At 59.6% G+C, this 16,976-nt stretch carries 13 protein-coding genes; 8 read left to right on the plus strand and 5 right to left on the minus strand.

Annotated features, from left to right (window positions below):
• Window positions 1–207: 207 nt before the first annotated feature.
• From G437_RS0100880 to G437_RS0100900, 5 genes are all read left to right on the plus strand, one after another.
• Window positions 208–987 carry an alpha/beta hydrolase gene (locus G437_RS0100880; RefSeq protein WP_024330718.1) on the plus strand — a complete coding sequence of 260 codons (780 nt, stop codon included), beginning with the start codon at window positions 208–210 and terminating at the stop codon, window positions 985–987.
• A gap of 16 nt (window positions 988–1,003) precedes the next feature.
• Complete coding sequence (locus tag G437_RS0100885; RefSeq protein WP_024330719.1) at window positions 1,004–1,339, plus strand: antibiotic biosynthesis monooxygenase family protein; 336 nt, start codon at window positions 1,004–1,006, stop codon at window positions 1,337–1,339.
• A gap of 9 nt (window positions 1,340–1,348) precedes the next feature.
• A complete protein-coding gene (hrpA, locus tag G437_RS0100890; protein WP_024330720.1) occupies window positions 1,349–5,779 on the plus strand; it encodes an ATP-dependent RNA helicase HrpA in 4,431 nt (1,476 codons plus the stop codon).
• Between the two features lie 63 nt (window positions 5,780–5,842).
• Window positions 5,843–6,790 carry a DUF1963 domain-containing protein gene (locus G437_RS0100895; protein ID WP_034490046.1) on the plus strand — a complete coding sequence of 316 codons (948 nt, stop codon included), beginning with the start codon at window positions 5,843–5,845 and terminating at the stop codon, window positions 6,788–6,790.
• Window positions 6,780–7,295: a SprT-like domain-containing protein gene (locus tag G437_RS0100900; protein ID WP_024330722.1), complete on the plus strand. Its 516-nt coding sequence runs from the start codon at window positions 6,780–6,782 to the stop codon at window positions 7,293–7,295. Before G437_RS0100895 ends, G437_RS0100900 begins: the two co-directional genes overlap by 11 nt.
• On the opposite strand, the gene G437_RS0100905 is transcribed toward G437_RS0100900, so the two are convergent.
• Complete coding sequence (locus G437_RS0100905; RefSeq protein ID WP_024330723.1) at window positions 7,276–8,121, minus strand: hypothetical protein; 846 nt, start codon at window positions 8,119–8,121, stop codon at window positions 7,276–7,278. The genes G437_RS0100900 and G437_RS0100905 overlap by 20 nt on opposite strands.
• 209 nt (window positions 8,122–8,330) lie before the next feature.
• Between G437_RS0100905 and G437_RS0100910 the strand changes: the two genes are divergently transcribed.
• Both G437_RS0100910 and G437_RS0100915 read left to right on the plus strand, forming a co-directional pair.
• Window positions 8,331–8,990: a TetR/AcrR family transcriptional regulator gene (locus tag G437_RS0100910; protein ID WP_024330724.1), complete on the plus strand. Its 660-nt coding sequence runs from the start codon at window positions 8,331–8,333 to the stop codon at window positions 8,988–8,990.
• A gap of 46 nt (window positions 8,991–9,036) precedes the next feature.
• On the plus strand, window positions 9,037–9,567 hold the full coding sequence (locus G437_RS0100915; RefSeq protein WP_024330725.1) for a phosphoribosyltransferase: 531 nt from the start codon (window positions 9,037–9,039) through the stop codon (window positions 9,565–9,567).
• Here G437_RS0100915 and G437_RS10800 read toward each other — a convergent pair.
• The 3 genes from G437_RS10800 to G437_RS0100930 all read right to left on the minus strand — a co-directional run bounded on the left by G437_RS10800 (window position 9,564) and on the right by G437_RS0100930 (window position 13,411).
• On the minus strand, window positions 9,564–10,556 hold the full coding sequence (locus G437_RS10800; protein WP_024330726.1) for an RNase H family protein: 993 nt from the start codon (window positions 10,554–10,556) through the stop codon (window positions 9,564–9,566). The two genes, G437_RS0100915 and G437_RS10800, sit on opposite strands and share 4 nt — an antisense overlap.
• A 20-nt stretch (window positions 10,557–10,576) precedes the next feature.
• Window positions 10,577–11,293 (minus strand): hypothetical protein, encoded by a 717-nt coding sequence (locus G437_RS0100925; RefSeq protein WP_070454594.1) that lies wholly within the window; start codon window positions 11,291–11,293, stop codon window positions 10,577–10,579.
• Between the two features lie 264 nt (window positions 11,294–11,557).
• Window positions 11,558–13,411, minus strand: coding sequence for a phosphoenolpyruvate carboxykinase (GTP) (locus G437_RS0100930; protein WP_024330728.1), 1,854 nt, complete (start codon window positions 13,409–13,411; stop codon window positions 11,558–11,560).
• A gap of 319 nt (window positions 13,412–13,730) precedes the next feature.
• Between G437_RS0100930 and G437_RS0100940 the strand changes: the two genes are divergently transcribed.
• Window positions 13,731–15,185 (plus strand): catalase, encoded by a 1,455-nt coding sequence (locus G437_RS0100940; RefSeq protein ID WP_034490084.1) that lies wholly within the window; start codon window positions 13,731–13,733, stop codon window positions 15,183–15,185.
• Between the two features lie 273 nt (window positions 15,186–15,458).
• Here G437_RS0100940 and G437_RS0100945 read toward each other — a convergent pair whose 3' ends face one another.
• Complete coding sequence (locus tag G437_RS0100945) at window positions 15,459–16,952, minus strand: peptide MFS transporter (RefSeq protein WP_024330731.1); 1,494 nt, start codon at window positions 16,950–16,952, stop codon at window positions 15,459–15,461.
• Window positions 16,953–16,976: the final 24 nt, after the last annotated feature.

The raw sequence follows: 16,976 nt of genomic DNA on the forward strand, positions 1-16,976 counted from the left end.
TGGTAGCTTAGGCGGGGCGGTAGCCCAAGCGCAACTGCAAAATCGTCTTTTTCGCCCTCGGGAGGCGCATTTAGGCAAAATTTTGCGCCATTTTGCTTGTCCACATTTCGGCCTTCACGACGTAGATGAGGATTATCCGCCGACCGCGAAACAATTTTTGAGTGATTTTTCTTCAACCTTTAAGGTTGCCTTGCTACCGTTATGGGCGTGAGTGAAGTGCAGATTATGACCCCGCGTGGCAAACAGCTGGCGGCCGACTGGGTGGTACCCGTCGATTCCCGCGACGTTTGCGTGGTATTGGTGCACTCATTTTTGGGCGACCGTCATTCGGCCGGCTGGTTTGATTTTTTGGGTTCGGCCTACCGGGGCGCGGGCTATCAGACCTTGGCTTTTGATTTGGCCGGATGCGGCGATTCTGACGATGATGTGCTTACTAGCTCCAGCAGTGTCGAGGACATTCAATCTGCCTGTAGTTGGCTCTTAGATAACGGGGTAAAGAAGATTTTGCTGCACGCTCACGGCTACGGGGCTACGGCTTCGCTGCGGGCTGCCCCACTTCCGGTTGCCACCATGATTTTGACGGGCCCTATTTCCGGTTCTACGTTGATGGATTGGAGTGCGGTTTTTTCGCCTGACCAGCTAGATCAGCTCGAGGTTGTGGGACACACTATTATTCCTGGGTCCGAGGGCGAACGCGACCACTACTTGATTTCAAAGCAGACGTTGGCGGACCTGACCATTGTCGACACGCAGAAGCTGGCCCAGGGGGTGTCGTGCCGGGTGTTGCTCGTACACGATGGCTCGGATCAGGACGAGGGCATGGTCGATTCCACCGCCCAACTGTTGGCCTTGCTGCCCGACGGGTCTCGGCTCGAGGTTATGCGGGAGGCCAATTTTGGGGCTGGCCCCGATGCCCCCGAATCGGGGGCTGTGGCTTTGCGCGATAAATGCTTGGAGTGGGCCAAAGCGCACGTTCCGGCCAAGTAGCGGCTAAGCTCGTGCCATGAGCATTGTGGTTACGAACGAGATCAGTATTCATGAAGATGATGCGGCCGCTGTTGCTGCCCGCTTTAGGGCCAACGGTTCGCGCATGGGTGATCTGGAGGGATTCGAGGGGTTTGACCTGCTTCAGCCCACAGAACCGGCCGACAACCGGTGGCTGGTGGTTACGCGCTGGCGCGACCAGTCTAGTTATGAGGCGTGGGTGCATTCGCACCACTTCAACGCTTCGCACGGCCACAAGGTTGACGAAGAGGGCGGGCCGGCCCGGAAGTTGGCTAAGGCCCCGGTGGTCCGCCACTACAAGGTGGCTCATTCTCAGGAGGGGAATGGGCGTTAGGATTGTTCGGTGACCGATAAGAAAGCCAGGCGTCCGCGCTCTAAAAAAAGGCGGCCCCGAAGGGGTTTTAAACCGTTTTCCGAAAAGGTGCTTGCAGCCCGGCGAGCGTCGGTCCCAAAAATCAGTTACCCCGCACAACTGCCGGTAAGTGCCCGGCGCGGCGACATTGCTGAGGCTATTGCCAATAACCAGGTAGTAATTTTGTCTGGGCAAACAGGTTCGGGCAAAACCACCCAGCTGCCTAAAATCTGCCTGGAGCTGGGCCGGGGCATTGCGGGTATGATCGGCCACACGCAGCCGCGCAGGCTGGCCGCCCGCACTGTGGCCGAACGCATTAGCGAGGAGCTGGGCCGGCCCTTGGGCGAGACCGTGGGCTTCCAAGTCCGTTTTACTGACAAGGTGTCAGATAAAACGTTGGTGAAGCTAATGACAGACGGCATCTTGCTTGCTGAAATTCAGTCCGATCCGCTGCTGCGGCGCTACGACACCATAATTGTCGACGAAGCCCACGAACGCTCACTCAATATCGACTTCATCCTGGGCTACCTTGCGCGCCTGCTCCCCTCCCGGCCCGACCTAAAAGTCATTATCACTTCCGCAACTATCGACTCTGAGCGTTTTGCCCGCGCCTTCGGCACCGCTGAAAAGCCCGCTCCCATGTTGGATGTTTCCGGGCGCACCTTTCCCGTGGAGGTGCGCTACCGCCCTCTGGAAATTGAAAACCTTGTCGAGGACGGCGGGGATATTCACGTCGAGGCCGAACCAATAGACCAGGTCACTGGCATTATTGAGGCCGTAGACGAGCTACTAGAAGAGCCGGCCGATTCCGGCCCGTGCGACATTTTGGTATTCCTTCCCGGCGAGCGCGACATTCGCGAAACCCAGGAGGCTCTAGAAGACCACCTGCGCCACCGCCCTGCAGGCCGGGCCGTCCAGGTGCTCCCCCTGTTTTCGCGGCTCGCCGCCTCCGAGCAGCGCAAGATCTTCGCCCCGCATTCGCGCCAGCGGATCGTGCTGGCAACCAACGTGGCCGAAACTTCACTCACTGTTCCCGGTATTCGCTACGTGGTAGACCCGGGGCTGGCCCGCATTTCCAGGTACTCTAACCGCACTAAGGTACAGCGCCTGCCCATAGAACCAATTTCCCAGGCCAGTGCCAATCAGCGTTCGGGCAGGTGCGGACGCCTGGCTCCCGGCGTCGCCATCCGCCTATATTCGCAAGAGGATTTCGAATCCCGCCCCGCCTTCACAGAGCCCGAAATCTTGCGCACTTCGCTGGCCGCCGTCATCTTGCAGATGGCGTCGCTACACCTGGGGAAAGTAGAAGATTTTCCGTTCATCGACCCTCCCGAGGCGAAGGCCGTGCGCGACGGGAAACAACTTCTTTTCGAGGTCGGAGCCTTCACCAAGGCGGGTGCGCTCACCTCGATCGGGCGGAAACTAGCGCGGCTGCCCATAGATCCTCGGCTGGGGCGCATGCTGCTTGAGGCCGACGAGCGCGGCTGCGCCTCGGAAGTGCTGGTCATAATCGCAGCTCTGTCGATGCAGGACATCCGCGAGCGCCCCGCCGACGCGCAGGAGGCCTCCGACGCCAAGCACCGCCGGTTAGCTGACCGGCAGAGCGACTTTATTACCTATTTGAACCTCTGGAGGTATGTGCGCACCCTCTCGCGCGAATTGACCAATTCTGCTTTCCGCAGGTCAGCACGCAAAGAGTACCTTCATTTTTTGCGTATTCGCGAATGGCAGGACGTAGTTTTGCAGCTGCGCCAAATGGCCCGCGACATCCACCTGCGGGTTCACAAGCTGGCTATGCCGCCGGCCGACGAACTGCGGCAGGTGACGGCGGGGGCTGCCCCCGGTTCTAGCGAGTTCAACGACGCGGTGGCCGCCGCCTGCGTGGAACTTACCGCAGGGCCCACTACCACCGACGCCGATTCGATCCACCAGTCGATTCTTACAGGTTTACTTTCCAATTTGGGGGCCTGGGTGGCCCCGCACAAAGTGTACGAGGGCGCCCGCGGCACTAGGTTCGTCCTCTGGCCTGGTTCGGGCCTGCGCGGCACCCACCCCGACTGGGTGATGGCGGCCGAGCTAGTCGAAACTTCCCGCCTATTTGCGCGCACTGCCGCAGCCATTCGCCCCGAATGGGTTGAGCCGGCAGCATCCCACCTTTCCCAACGCAGCTTCGGGGACCCTACTTGGTCTAAATCCGCTGGTAGCGCGGTTGTTCGCGAAAAAGTTACGCTTTACGGGATGACCCTTATTGCCGATCGGAAGGTACGCTTGGCAACCGCCGCCAGGCAGACCGCAGACAAGGTCAAAGCCCAAGAAATGCTCGACCTCGCCAGGCAGATGTTTATTCGCAAGGCTCTAGTTGAGGGCGAATGGAACAGCCGCCACCGTTTCGTGCGCCAGAACGCGCAGGTGTTAGATCGCGCCTACGAAGTGGAACGGCGTCGACGCGAAGTGGGGTTGGTAGCTAGCGACGACGCCCTGGTTGCCTTCTTTGAAGATCGCCTTCCCCCAGAGGTTACCGACCAGGTCAGTTTCGACAACTGGTGGAAGGGGGCCCGCCGCCGCCAGAGCGACTACCTCACCTACACCATGGCCGACGTGCTCCCCCGAGTGGCCGCAAATGAAAACGAGGAGGAAGAGGGCGCCCTCGACAAGAGAGCCTTCCCAGACCACTGGAAACTGGGCGACATTGCCCTGCCCCTCTCTTACGTGTTCGCCCCCGGCGACCCGGCCGACGGGGTAAGCCTAACTGTTCCCCTAGAAGTGCTGCCCCGGCTGCGTGAAAAAGATTTTGAGTGGCTGGTACCAGGATTCTTGGACCAATTGTGCACAGGCATCGTCCGTTCCCTGCCCAAGGCGGTTCGCCGCGAACTCGTTCCCGCTCCCGACGTGGGCGCCTTGGTGGCCAAGTGGATCCGCTCGGGCGGCAAAACTAGCCGGGAGGCGGCCTCTACCTTTGAACAAAAGCAGGCGGCCGCCCTCGACCAATCCATGGCCCGCCTGGCTTCGTGGGCCGGGCTAGATGTAAAGCGCAACCCCAAAGAGCCACCTCAGGCAAAGCCGGAGCCCAAGCAGGCCCCGAGGCGGCAAATCAAAGCTGGCGAGGGCGACCTGCGCGAGGCCGTGCGCGCCGGGCTGCGGGCGGTCAAAGCCGTAGACGTTTCTATCGAAGACATAGACCACGCTATTGCCAGCCTGCCAGAGCATTTGCGCATGCGTTTTGTGGTTACCCAAAATGGGCAGCAGCTGGCCACCGCCAGGGAGCTGGTATATCTACAGCGCACGCTCGATACCAAGGCCTCGGCGGCAGTGCGCAGTGCTGTGTCGGGCGCGGTAGCTAGAGCCATGGCCGAGGCCGGCATTGCCGACCCCCGCAAGGCGAACAAGGGCAAAAAGCTCCCCGGCAAGGCAAAACGCGCTAAAGGCGACAACAGGGAGCTTAGCCCCCTCCAAGCCACAAAATTTTCAGAAGAAGAGGCCCTCACCGGCTGGCCTTCGCTGGAAAAAATCCCAGATTCGGTAGTTACCGCATCTAAGACTATGACCGTGCGAGCCTACCCCGGTCTGGTAGACCCTCATGCTCCCGTGCGCGCAGATCTTCCCCCGACTCCCGGCACAGGGGCCGGCAAAACCGCACCTAAACAGGTAGCGCTACGCCTGCTCGCCGAAGGGCCCGTACGCGAGCGCGAACACCGCCTGGGCGTAATCCGTCTGCTCACCCAGCAGCTGGCACTACCCACCCGCCGCGTAACCACGCGTTGGCGCGGCGAAGAAGCGGCCGCCCTCGCCCAGTCCCCCTACCAGAGCACCGAAGCTATGGTGGCCGACGCCCAGTGGGCGGCGGTGGCGAGCCTGCTCGACCAAATCTGCCAGCTGATGCCACCCCCGTCCCAACCGGCGCTGCCCGGCGGGCTCCCGCGCACTAAGGCGGCCTATGAAGCGGTGGCCGACTGGATGCAAAATCAACTAGAAGATCGCCTGTACCAAATCATGGGCCACGTTGCCAAGGCGCTGGCAGCCAACGCCAACCTGAACAAAGCTATAAGGCAGGCCAACCAGCTGTCGCTGCTGGACGTGCTCACCCAGGTGAAGGCCCAGCAACAGCAATTGATCTACCCGGGCTTTATTGCGCGCACGCCAGCTTTTGCCCTCAAACACTTGGGGCGCTACCTGGCTGGCGCACACCGGCGGGTAGTTCGCGGCACGCCCGACCAGCGCGCCGCCTACCAGCTGCACCAGGTTGCCGCCGAGGTCGAAGACGCAGTGTTAGCGTCCGAACGCCTGCCTTGGGATCAGGTCAGGTCTCAACGATTGGAACGGGCCCAGTGGATGGTTCAAGAGCTCGCCGTGCAGGTTTACGCCCAGACTTTGGGCACCGCAGTAAAAGTCAGTCCAAAACGCATCCGGGAGCTACTCGATTGAACATTTGTGGCAGGCGCTGCCATTTCTTGGCGTAGAGGCGCCCGCTCGCGTAGTCTTTCACTCGTGGGATTATTTCAGCGGCTAATTAGGTTCTTTCGGGGCGAAGGTGTACCCAAAGGCACCCAGGCTGCAGCCAAAGGCACCCAGGTAGGCCCACCTCAGCCCGCCCGCCCTGAACGGCAGCTGCCCGCGCGCAAACCTACCCCGCCGTTTCCCGGCGACCCGCGCCTAGACCAGGTGGCCCACGGGGTGCGCGAAGCCACCAAAACCCCCGCGATCTATCTAGTGCCCACCACCGGCAAGCCCACTTTGGCCGGGGACAAGCTAGGGGGGTTCCCACTTTTGGATGCACGCGGGGTACCCCAGCACTCGGACGGTTACCTGTCCTTGCTAGCGCAGATCGACCTTGCCGGCCTGCCCCACCACCTCCAGTGGCTACCCGAGCGTGGGTTGCTCCAAATTTTTGTGGGCACCGACCCCCAGTTCGGCCGCCAAATCAGCCCGCTAGTGCGGCTGGCGGTAAAACCCGCATCTATTGGGCAAAAAGCCGAATCGCGCACACACGAACTCTACGAGGAGGCGATGGCGGGGGCTAATTTCGCTGCCGACGGCGAGGTGAGCGTGCGCCCTCGGGCCGGCTACGAATACATTTCGCCCTCCGAGGCCGGCTTCGCCAAATGCTACGTGGACGAATACAACAAGGTCTTTGCCGACCAGCCCATTTCCGGCCTCGAAGAGTTGCGCCAATACGGCATCTACGACGAGGTGGTAAACACTTTCCCGCTAAACACCGCCCCCAGGCTGGGTGGACGTGCCGACTGGTGCCAGCACGAGCCCGCGCAAACTGGCACTCACGTACTCTTTGCCTGCGGCGGCGGCCAGTTGCGCACCGCCACCTCGGTGGTAGACCTACTGGGTGCTAACACCCAGAGGGCGGGTGCCGTAACCGTAACTGACACCGACACTTTTGCGGACGCCACCTGGTGGTGGGCCCAGCCAGATGAAGATTGAAACCGCCTTGGGCCTCGCCCGCGCCATCCTTCGCGAGCACGGCCTGAACTGGCAGGTGCGCCCCGACCGCGCCCGCAGGCGGGCAGGGGCATGCCACCATTCGAAAAAGCTAATCACCCTGTCTGCGGCCCTTTTGCCGCTATACGAAGACCAGCAGGTACGCGACGTGATTTTGCACGAGGTGGCGCACGCCCTCGCCGGGGCCCGAGCAGGCCACGGCCCGAAGTGGCAGAAAATTGCCCGCCAGATAGGGGCTCGCCCCAAAGCCACCTTGCCAGCCTCACTGCCGAGCGCGCCTGCCGCCTGGATCGGGCGCTGCCCCGCCGGGCACGAAACCGCCCGCTACCGCCGCCCTAGCCGCGTAGTTAGCTGCGGGATCTGTTCGCGTACGTTCACGCCTGAGGCAGTGCTCACCTGGTATTTCCACGGCCGCGAGGTAGCCCCTTCAGCGCTAGGTAACACCTACGCGCGCCAGCTGGCCCGCCTCAGGAGAACCAATATTTAAAATAGGCGTAAAAATTGGCGTTGCCAGCCTGGGCGCAGCGATCGGAATGATTATGTGCCAGAGCCTGTTCGTTCGGTTGGTAGGGCGTGTAATTGTAGAGGGCGGCAGTGGCAGAATTTTCGATGTAGACCTTAGTCGCTCCACATTTTTTGTCCACCGAATAAGCCACCTCATTTTCCCTGCCCGCCTGGAAGGCGTACTGGTCCGGATTGGCGCGGTAGCGATTGAATTGGCTAGCTGCCCAGTATACCTGGCGCGTAAAGCCCTTGAAGTGGGGGTCGCATTTTGCCCCGTCAGGGCAGGCAAAGCCCATGGCCGAATCGTAAGAAGTCCGTTTCAGATTCTTCTGCGTCGCAGTGATTAACCCCTGCTCCTTTTGCAAGGTGACGAGCAGCACCTGCGGGTTGATTCGGCAGGAGGCGGCCACCCGCGCAATTACCGTTGCGGCCGACAGGTTTTTGCCGCCCTCTAAAGGCCTGCAGTACTGCGTCCACCCCTGCTCCTCGAGCGTAAAGCGGGCCGACTTCAAGCATTCGATCTTGCCGCCCGGCTTACATTCGGCGCCTGCCGCAGCAATAAAGTTCGCAATCGAGGGCTCGTCCATAGAAAGCCAATTGCTAAAAGTCTCGTCCGAAATGATGTTGCCTGCGTTGAAACCGGTGTAGTCCAGCTTCGGGGTGGCGGCAGCAGGAACCGGAGGCACAGATTCCGGCCTGTTGGCCTCCCGCACCGCAGCGAGGGCGTATATGAGCAGCGCAACTAGAAATATAAGAACTAAGGCTGCCCCGGTTCGCCGCCTGCGGTAAATCCTACGTTTTCTGCCCACTAGTCCACTTTCATTAAAAAACGTTAATCAATATACTTATCGTTGAGGTGCGCGAAATTGAACCTTTGATAGCTTTTCGCTATTGCCGTATTTCGCGGTTTAGTAGCGAAAACTTTCATAGCAGCGCATCCCCCGATAGAGTCATACTCGTATGTACGCGTATTGCATACACACCGAGAACAACTATACGTAACCAAAGGGCAAAGTCTATGTCTGTTGAACTAGGAACCCCCGCAACCTGGGAGCATTCAAAACGCGAGGCCACACGTCAAGCACTACTCGAAGGTGGCCTACAGCTTGTAGTAAAAACCGGTATCCCCGCAATGACCGTAGGGACCGTCTCAGAGGCCGCAGGCTTTACCCGCGGCGCCTTCTACTACAACTTCGTGGACAAATCTGACTTCGTCTCGACCCTCATCGGCTGGTACTACCAACACCTGCGCGTACACGCCGTAGAAGTCTGGGAAGAGCTGCAAAGTGTCCTCGAAGGTATCGACATGGATGCACCTGCACCCAAGCGCGCCCAAGCCGCCCTCACCCCCTTCCTGGAGGCCATCACCGGCAACGAACGCGCCGTAATCGCCCAGGAAATGCGCCTGTACGCTTCCCGCGACGAGCACTGCTTCGAAATCCTGCAGTCGGCAGAATTCGAATGGCAGCACGAAATTGAAGAATACTTCCAGCGCATCCTAGACGCCGTGAACGCCAAGTGCGTCGGTTCCCTAAAAGATCTAACGCTGCTGGCGCGCACCTCCTACACCGTGTTCGAGGTCTACCCCGAAGGCTATGCCGAACACTACGGCGAGGCCACCAATGAGGTACCAAACACACTCGCCACACTGTTCGAACTGATGATCAAGGAAAAGTAAGCCCCGCCATTTACCGGGAGCAATAATTTTCAACTAGGCTAATGACATGGAGAAGGAAAACGACCGCGAAGTTCTAACCTGGCAATCATTCGGCGACGGCATGCGCACACTAGCCGAAACAATTTATGAATCGGGTTGGATGCCCGACCTGGTAGTAGCTGTAGCCCGTGGAGGTCTACTGCCAGCAGGGGCGCTGTCTTACGCCCTCGGCACCAAATCCATCGGTACTTTAAACGTCGAGTTCTACACCGACATTGCCGAAACACTTCCCGAACCCGTAGTACTACCCCCACTTATGGATACTTCCGCACTGCGCGGCAAAAAAGTCCTGGTGGTAGACGACGTGGCAGATTCTGGCAAGACTTTGAAGCTAGTGATCGACCTGGTGTCTAAGCACGGGGTCGTATCTGCCGACGAGGAAGTGGTCGAAGTATCCGAGGTTCGCAGCGCGGTAATCTACGAAAAGTCCCGCTCCATTGTGAAACCAGACTACGTACTGAAGAGGACAGACAAGTGGATCAATTTCCCCTGGTCCACCCTTCCCCCGGTATCTGACCCGAACAAGGTCGGAGCCTAAAGAGAACGCCTGTAGTCCGCGACAGTAGCGCCGGCAACGGCACGCACGCGGGCGCGCACGTCCTCCCTATTAGCCAACAGAGGGTCGCTGAGTCGCCGCCGCACTAACACTGCGGCGGTATCGGCGCCCTCATTCATATATTCTGCAAGCGAGGTCGGCTGCTCCGGGTGAGCACGCACCCACTCGAGCGACACCACACCCACGTGGGCTTCGATAATCTGAGCCGCCTTGTCGGCCAGCGTGCTGGCATCCTGGCTGATCCCCGGCACGGTGGGGATCTGGAAATTCCCGCTGGCCCGCTCGCGACGCGCCTGCGGAGACAGCCGCGACTCTACCAACTTCACCGACACCTGCGAGTCGGTTATCAAGCGCAGGCGCGTATTCGGATGCGCGCGAATTGCCCTGATGATCGCCCAAAGTTCGCACTCGACTATGTCGCCGGTGTACAGATCGCCATTGCCCCCGCCCAGCGAATCGATCCAAGCCCACGACCCTTCCGGATTCCCACGCCCCACAGACCCGTCTGTAGCTACCACAACCAAAGGTTTAACGAGGGCGTCCTCGAATTTTTTGCGGCGAGCCTGCGCTTTGGCGAGCTCCCGGAGGTGCTCGGCGTTCTGCGCCGCCCACTCCCCAGCCTGCTTACGTACTTCGGCTCCCAACTTGGAGGCAACAGGATCGGTGCCGTCCACCAAAGTGATATTTGGAAACGAACCCTCGTATGAGCGAATCTCGTCCGCTACCCGGCAGGCAGAAATTCGTACCGCTGCGGGCTGGCCCCACGATACGGCCTCTGCGAAACGGCGCAACACGATCATGGGTAGCTCGTCTTGGAGGGACACCGGCTCATCGATGCGCGTAGACATGTCCCCATTTTTTATAGTTACGGTAATAACTACCTCGGCCGGACCCACAGAAGTTAGGAGTGTATGAACAGCTATCAGCCGCGTCAGCCTGTCCGGGAGGCGCTTACCAGCTGACTCCGGCATGGGTGGGCCGCCTTTCTGTACTATTTGATCTGCATCCGGTAGGAGGCATCCACGTATCCGCGCTGTGCGCGCTGTTCTAACACTTCCATAATAGTTTGCACATGCCCGTATGCTTTAGAGCCTACGGGCGGAACGTATTCCACCCATCCCGAATTAGTAAGGCGCAGCGGTACGGGGGTCGAGGTCGAAGCTGGGCGCGCGTTCAGAGCGTACGGTTCCAGCAATTTAGCCAGTTGCACGTGCGCGGTCTGGTCGGATACTACGGCTATTGAATCGGCCTGTGGCACAACCACGATGCCGCCGTCGCCCATGTCCACTTTGGGGAGCAGGTCGCGAATGTGTTTCACGGGAAAACGCCAAAGCAGCGCAGAAATCAAGTTGGTGCCGTTGTCGATGCGCAGGTAGCGATCTTCTTTGTCCCCCAGCACCCGGATACGCAATTCGGGGGTGCCGTCCTGATTCAAGTGCAGGGATTCGAAATTTGCCCAGGCTAAATCTAGCAGCTGCCCGCGAGTGGATAGGTCCAGTAGGTGCCCGATCATCTTGTTGCGCGTTGTGAGCACGTTCAGTTTGCCGCCCTTGCGCAATGCCAGTCCCACGGACATGTAACGGCCGATGCGAGTGATTTCGAATAGCGGTGCTACCCCTTTTGCCATGTGCTCTTCGCGGAACATGACGGTGGGCGCAGTTACGGGCAGCAGCTGTGCCAGAGGGGACGTACCGAATGCATTACTCACGGTCTTATTGTTGCCGTTTGCGCAAGTTTTCGCACGTTGAAAGCAATATGGGGTGCATCGCAATTGCCCATCTGGCCCTCCGTGGATCGCCCCAGTCGAAGCCGGGCCCTTAGGGCGAGCAGACCCCAGCGTGCAACGCAGGGCGGACTGCCCCCGCCAAAGCGCACGCGGCCTCGGTAGCGCACTGTCGGTAAGGGAACACAGCAAGAGGCCGGCGGGTTTCCCCACCGGCCTCTAACTAGCTACCTAGAGAAGGCTAAAAATCTACTTCTTAGCGGCGGCGATGCGGTCGCGCAGAGCCTGCAGCTCATCGAGGATGGGCTGAGGAACCTTGTCGCCAAACTGCTCGAAGTACTTTGCAGTGTCGTCAGCTTCAGCGGCCCAGGCATCGGGATCGATGGCGTACATCTTGTCCCATTCCTCCTTGCCTAAACCGGTGCCCTCGAGGTTGAAGTCCTCGAACTTCGGGTACAAGCCAGTGACCCCTTCGATGGCTTCGACCTGACCGGAAACGCGGCGGACGATCCAATCCAAAACGCGGGAGTTGTCGCCATAGCCCGGCCAAATGAACTTGCCATCTTCGTCCTTGCGGAACCAGTTGACCTGGTATACCTTCGGGAACTTGTCGCCCAACTTCTTCTGCATTTCGAGCCAGTGGCCCCAGTAGTCGGCCATGTTGTAGCCGCAGAAGGGAAGCATTGCGAACGGATCGTGGCGCAGGGAGCCAGCCTTGACGTCGGTCGCAGCCGCGGTTACCTCGGAAGACACGTTAGCGCCAATGAACACGCCGTGTGCCGGAGTGTACTGCTCGGCAACTAGCGGAACGTTGGTTGCGCGGCGGCCGCCGAACAGGATTGCGTCCACCGGAACGCCCTGGGGGGCTTCCCAGTCGGGGCAAATAATTGGGCACTGCGAAGCGGGCACGGTGAAGCGGGAGTTCGGGTGTGCTGCCTTCTTGCCAGCCTTAGCGTCCTCGGGAGTGTAGTCGTTGCCCTGCCAGTCGATCAGGTGATCGGGCAGTTCAGCGTCGATGCCCTCCCACCACACGTCGCCGTCGTCGGTGAGCGCTACGTTAGTGAAAATGGAGTTGGCGCGGGCCGTGTCCATTGCCATCGGGTTGGTCTTGTAAGAGGTGCCCGGGGCAACGCCGAAGAATCCGGCCTCGGGGTTGATCGCGTACAGGCGGCCGTCGGGGCCCGGACGCATCCAAGCAATGTCGTCGCCAACAGTTTCGACCTTGTAGCCCTTGATGGTGGGCTGCAACATGGCAAGGTTGGTCTTGCCGCATGCGGACGGGAACGCGGCAGTCACGTGGTACTGGTTGCCAGTGGCTTCCTCGGTGAGGCGCAACACCAGCATGTGCTCTGCCATCCAGCCGTCGCGGCGGCCCATGGTAGAAGCAATGCGCAGCGCGAAGCACTTCTTGCCTAGCAGTGCGTTGCCGCCGTAACCGGAACCGTAAGACCAAATCTCGTTTGCTTCGGGGAAGTGAGTAATGTACTTCTCGTCGTTGCAAGGCCAAGCGGTGTCCTGCTGGCCTTCCTCGAGCGGGGAGCCAACGGAGTGGACCGCGGGAACCCACGGCTTGCCCTCGGCGATCAAATCGAGGGCCTTAGCCCCCATTCGAGTCATGATACGCATGGAGCACACGACGTACGGGGAGTCGGTGATTTCGATGCCAAGCTGCGAGATGGGGCCACCCAGTGGGCCCATTGAGAAGGGAACCACGTACATGGTGCGGCCCTTCATTGCGCCACGGAATACACCCTTTTCGCCAATAAGGGTTTCCTTCATCTCCTTGGGATCTGCCCAGTGGTTGGTGGGGCCTGCGTCCTCTTCCTTTTCGGAGCAAATGAAGGTGCGGGACTCGACACGAGCCACGTCCGACGGGAGCGAACGAGCTAGGAAGCAGTTGGGGCGCTTCTCTTCATTGAGCTTGGTGAGCATCCCGGTCTTAACCATCATCGAGGTGAGGCGGTCCCATTCCTCTTGGGATCCGTCGGCAAACTCGATGGCCTCAGGCTTGGTAATGTCGGCAATCTTAGCAACCCACTTCACAACTTCTTCGGGTGCGTTAGCCGGTGCTGCGGCCTGGATGTCCTTTTCAGTAACGGTCATAACTTTGTTCAGCCTCCTGAGCCTTGAAAGGGGCGTCTGCGTCAACGCCCGATGACGTATCTATCTTTGCAGACCATTGCGATAATTGCACCGGGCAGAAGTCCCTGATTTATGCCTATTTCAAAAAGTTGCCACCACACTTGCATAAAACTGCCTGCGACTATGAAGCCTGCGCAATCACTCGCGTTTGCAAAGGTGCAGGCCACAATGTGTTCCACGGCATTGTCGTGCGCCACAGTGCAACCTTCGATAGTTTGAGGATGTCGCTAAAGGCGAAATTTTAGCTACAAAAATATCCCCTTCAATGAACGGAGTTGCCATGCCTAAAAACCCAAAGAAAAACGCTACTGGGGACTTTGGGGCCCCTGCTGTATCCGAAGAGCACTCCTTAACCGTCGGCCCCGACGGCCCTATTGTTCTGCACGACGTTCACCTGGTCGAATCCCTGGCGCACTTTAACCGCGAGAACGTTCCAGAGCGTCGCCCTCACGCGAAGGGGTCGGGGGCTTTTGGCGTCTTTGAGGTAACCGAAGACGTCTCGAAGTACACCCACGCCAAGTTCTTGCAGAAGGGGGCCAAAACCCGCATGCTGGCGCGCTTTTCCACCGTGGCTGGCGAGATGGGCTCGCCCGACACGTGGCGCGACGTGCGCGGTTTTGCGTTGAAGTTCTATACCGAGGACGGCAACTTCGACATGGTGGGAAACAACACCCCCACCTTCTTTATGCGCGATCCGCTGAAGTTCCCGCACTTCATTCGGTCCCAAAAGCGCCTTCCCGACCGCGGCCTACGCGACAACAACATGCAGTGGGATTACTGGTCGCTGTCCCCCGAAAGTGCCCACCAGGTTTCCTACCTCATGGGTCCGCGGGGGATTCCCAAATCCTACCGGCACATGAACGGGTATTCTTCGCACACCTATTCGCTGATCAATTCCGAGGGCGAACTATTTTGGGTGCGCTGGCACTTCCACACCGAACAGGGGGTACAGAACCTCTCGAACGAAGAGGCCGAGAAGCTGGCCGGGTCAGATCCTGACTTCCACAGGAAGGACCTGTTCGAAGCTATCGAGCGGGGCGACTATCCCTCCTGGCGGGTCGACTTCCAGATCATGCCTTACGAGGAGGCCAAGACCTACCGTTTCAACCCGTTTGATCTGACTAAAACTATTTCGAAGAAGGACTACCCGCTGATCCCGGTCGGAAAGTTTACGCTCAACGAAAATCCAACGAACTTCTTCGCGCAGATTGAACAGGCCGCGTTTGCGCCCTCAAACTTGGTGCCGGGCACGGGCCTGTCCCCCGACAAAATGTTGCTGGGGCGCGCATTCGCCTATGCGGATGCCCAACGCAACCGCATAGGCACCAACTATGCGCAGCTGCCAGTAAACCGGCCGGTAGTGGAAACCAATGCCTACACCTTCGATGGGCAGATGGCGTTCGAACATTCTGGGGACGCCCCGGTCTACGCTCCTAACTCTTACGAGCGCGACTGGGCTCAGGGCGGCGGCGTGGCCGAAGCCTCGTGGGAAAACGACGGGGAGCTGGTTCGCAGCGCCGCCACTTTGCATTCCGAGGACGACGACTTCACGCAGGCACATGAGCTGGTGCGCAATGTCTACACTGCCAAGGAACGCGAGGATCTGGTCGACACCGTAGTGGGCATGTTGAACCACGGGCAGGGCAAGGAGCCCGTGCTCACAAATGTCATCGCCTATTGGAAGAACATTGACCAGGAAGTTGGCGAAGCAATCGAAAAAGGCTTGCGCGCCTAAGCACGTACGCCGCAAAATGAAAGCACCGGAGAGGTTGTGCGCGCTCGGGGCGCGGACGGGCATTTGCGCAGGCACCAGGCGAAAGCACCGGAGAGGTGGTGCGCGCTCGGGGCGCAGACGGGCATTTGCGCGAAGCGCAAGGGCGGGAGCGCGCACAACCTCTCCGGTGCGAAAGAGCAAAAGCACGCACAACCTCGCAGGCGAGGAGGGACATTTGCGCTTAGCAGGGGGCGCCAGCCCCTGCCAGTGAATCCCGTTAGGGAATTACTACGCTCAGGCTACGGGTTCTTCCATCCCCGCGTTGATGTGGCGCCCGATCCAGGGCGATAGACATGCCAGGATCAGGGTAAATACCAGTGCTACTACGCCGGTGCCCACGAACACCGTGGTGTGCGACAGGTCGCCCGTGCGTTGCAAGACCTGTGCGGTAATTGCCTGCCCGGAGGCCGAAGCTAAAAACCACAGTGCCATTGCCTGGCTCTTGAATGCCCGGGGAGCCAGCAGTGTGGTAGCTGCCAAACCTACCGGCGAAAGGCAGAGTTCGCCCAGGGTCTGGATCACGTAAGTGAGGGCCAAAACCCACCAGGGGCTGCGCCCTCCCGCGTAGACCGCGGCCCAGGCTCCCAGCCATATGAAGGACAGGGCTGCCAAGCCGAGTCCGATGGTGAACTTGATGGCGGTGGGCACGCGGTTTCCGACTCTGCCCCACAGCGCCGCAAACAGCGGGGATAGTGCCACGATGAATAGCGGGTTGATGGACTGGTACCATTCGGGGTTTATGGCCAGTCCGCCAACACTTAGGTGTGTGTTGTCTTTTGCGAAGGCGGCCATGGAGGAGGCTGCCTGTTCGAAGATCATCCAGAACAACATTGCTGCCACAAACAGTGGGATGAAGGCGGAAAGGCGGGAGCGTTCGGCCGCGTCCACCTTCTTGGAGCGGAACATTACTACGAAGTAGCAAATAGGTGCAGCCAGGGCCAACAGGGTTAGCGAGTCGATAGCGTTTACCAACCAGCCTTTTCCGGTAATTAGGTGTACCAGAACCAGCACTACCGCGAGTGCGCCTAGCAGCCCGCCCGCAAAGATCCACATGCGTTTGCGCTCAGCGCTGGTAAGTGGGTTGGGGACGTCGTCGACGGCCGGGTTTAGGTATTTGCGCCCTTGGATGTAGAACAACAGGGCTATGGCCATGCCGAAGGCTGCCACCGAGAAGCCCGCGTGGTAGCCGCCCCAGTTGCGGGCAGCAGCAACGATGAAGGAGGAAATGAACGAGCCGATGTTGATGCCCATGTAGAAGATCGAGAAGCCTGCTTCGCGCTTGGGGTCGTGGTCGCGGTAGAGGTTGCCAACCATTGCGGAAATGTTTGGCTTCAACAGGCCTGTGCCGAGGGCGACCAGGATAATTCCTAGGTAGGACATGGTTGGGATGGGGATCGCCAGGGCAATGTGGCCGGCAATGATCACTAGCCCGCCGTACAGGGTGGCGCGGCGTGGGCCCCACACGCGGTCGGCAAACCAGCCGCCGAGCACTGACAGCAGGAATACGGAGGCCGAATATATTTGGGCTAGGGACTGCCCGATTGCGTCGTCAAGTGCCAGTCCGCCGTTGGCTAGGGTGTCTACCAGGTAGTAGAGCAAGATGGCACGCATCGAGTAGTAGCTGAAGCGTTCGAACGCCTCGGTTGTAAATAGCGGCATCAAGCCTAGAGGGTGCCCGAAGAATCTTTTGTTGGGTGGATTCCACTGTGATTCAGCCTGAACGGCCATTGTTCCTCCGCATGTCGGGTACAT

This window comes from Winkia neuii subsp. neuii DSM 8576 (assembly GCF_000420405.1).
GTDB lineage: Bacteria > Actinomycetota > Actinomycetes > Actinomycetales > Actinomycetaceae > Winkia > Winkia neuii.

Bases quoted from the DNA above. Each gene is read 5' to 3' on its own strand.
- G437_RS0100930 (WP_024330728.1), bottom strand. From the start codon at position 13,411: ATGACCGTTACTGAAAAGGACATCCAGGCCGCAGCACCGGCTAACGCA.
- G437_RS0100900 (WP_024330722.1), top strand. From the start codon at position 6,780: ATGAAGATTGAAACCGCCTTGGGCCTCGCCCGCGCCATCCTTCGCGAG.
- G437_RS10800 (WP_024330726.1), bottom strand. From the start codon at position 10,556: ATGCCGGAGTCAGCTGGTAAGCGCCTCCCGGACAGGCTGACGCGGCTG.
- G437_RS0100885 (WP_024330719.1), top strand. From the start codon at position 1,004: ATGAGCATTGTGGTTACGAACGAGATCAGTATTCATGAAGATGATGCG.
- G437_RS0100945 (WP_024330731.1), bottom strand. From the start codon at position 16,952: ATGGCCGTTCAGGCTGAATCACAGTGGAATCCACCCAACAAAAGATTC.
- G437_RS0100915 (WP_024330725.1), top strand. From the start codon at position 9,037: ATGGAGAAGGAAAACGACCGCGAAGTTCTAACCTGGCAATCATTCGGC.
- G437_RS0100940 (WP_034490084.1), top strand. From the start codon at position 13,731: ATGCCTAAAAACCCAAAGAAAAACGCTACTGGGGACTTTGGGGCCCCT.
- G437_RS0100910 (WP_024330724.1), top strand. From the start codon at position 8,331: ATGTCTGTTGAACTAGGAACCCCCGCAACCTGGGAGCATTCAAAACGC.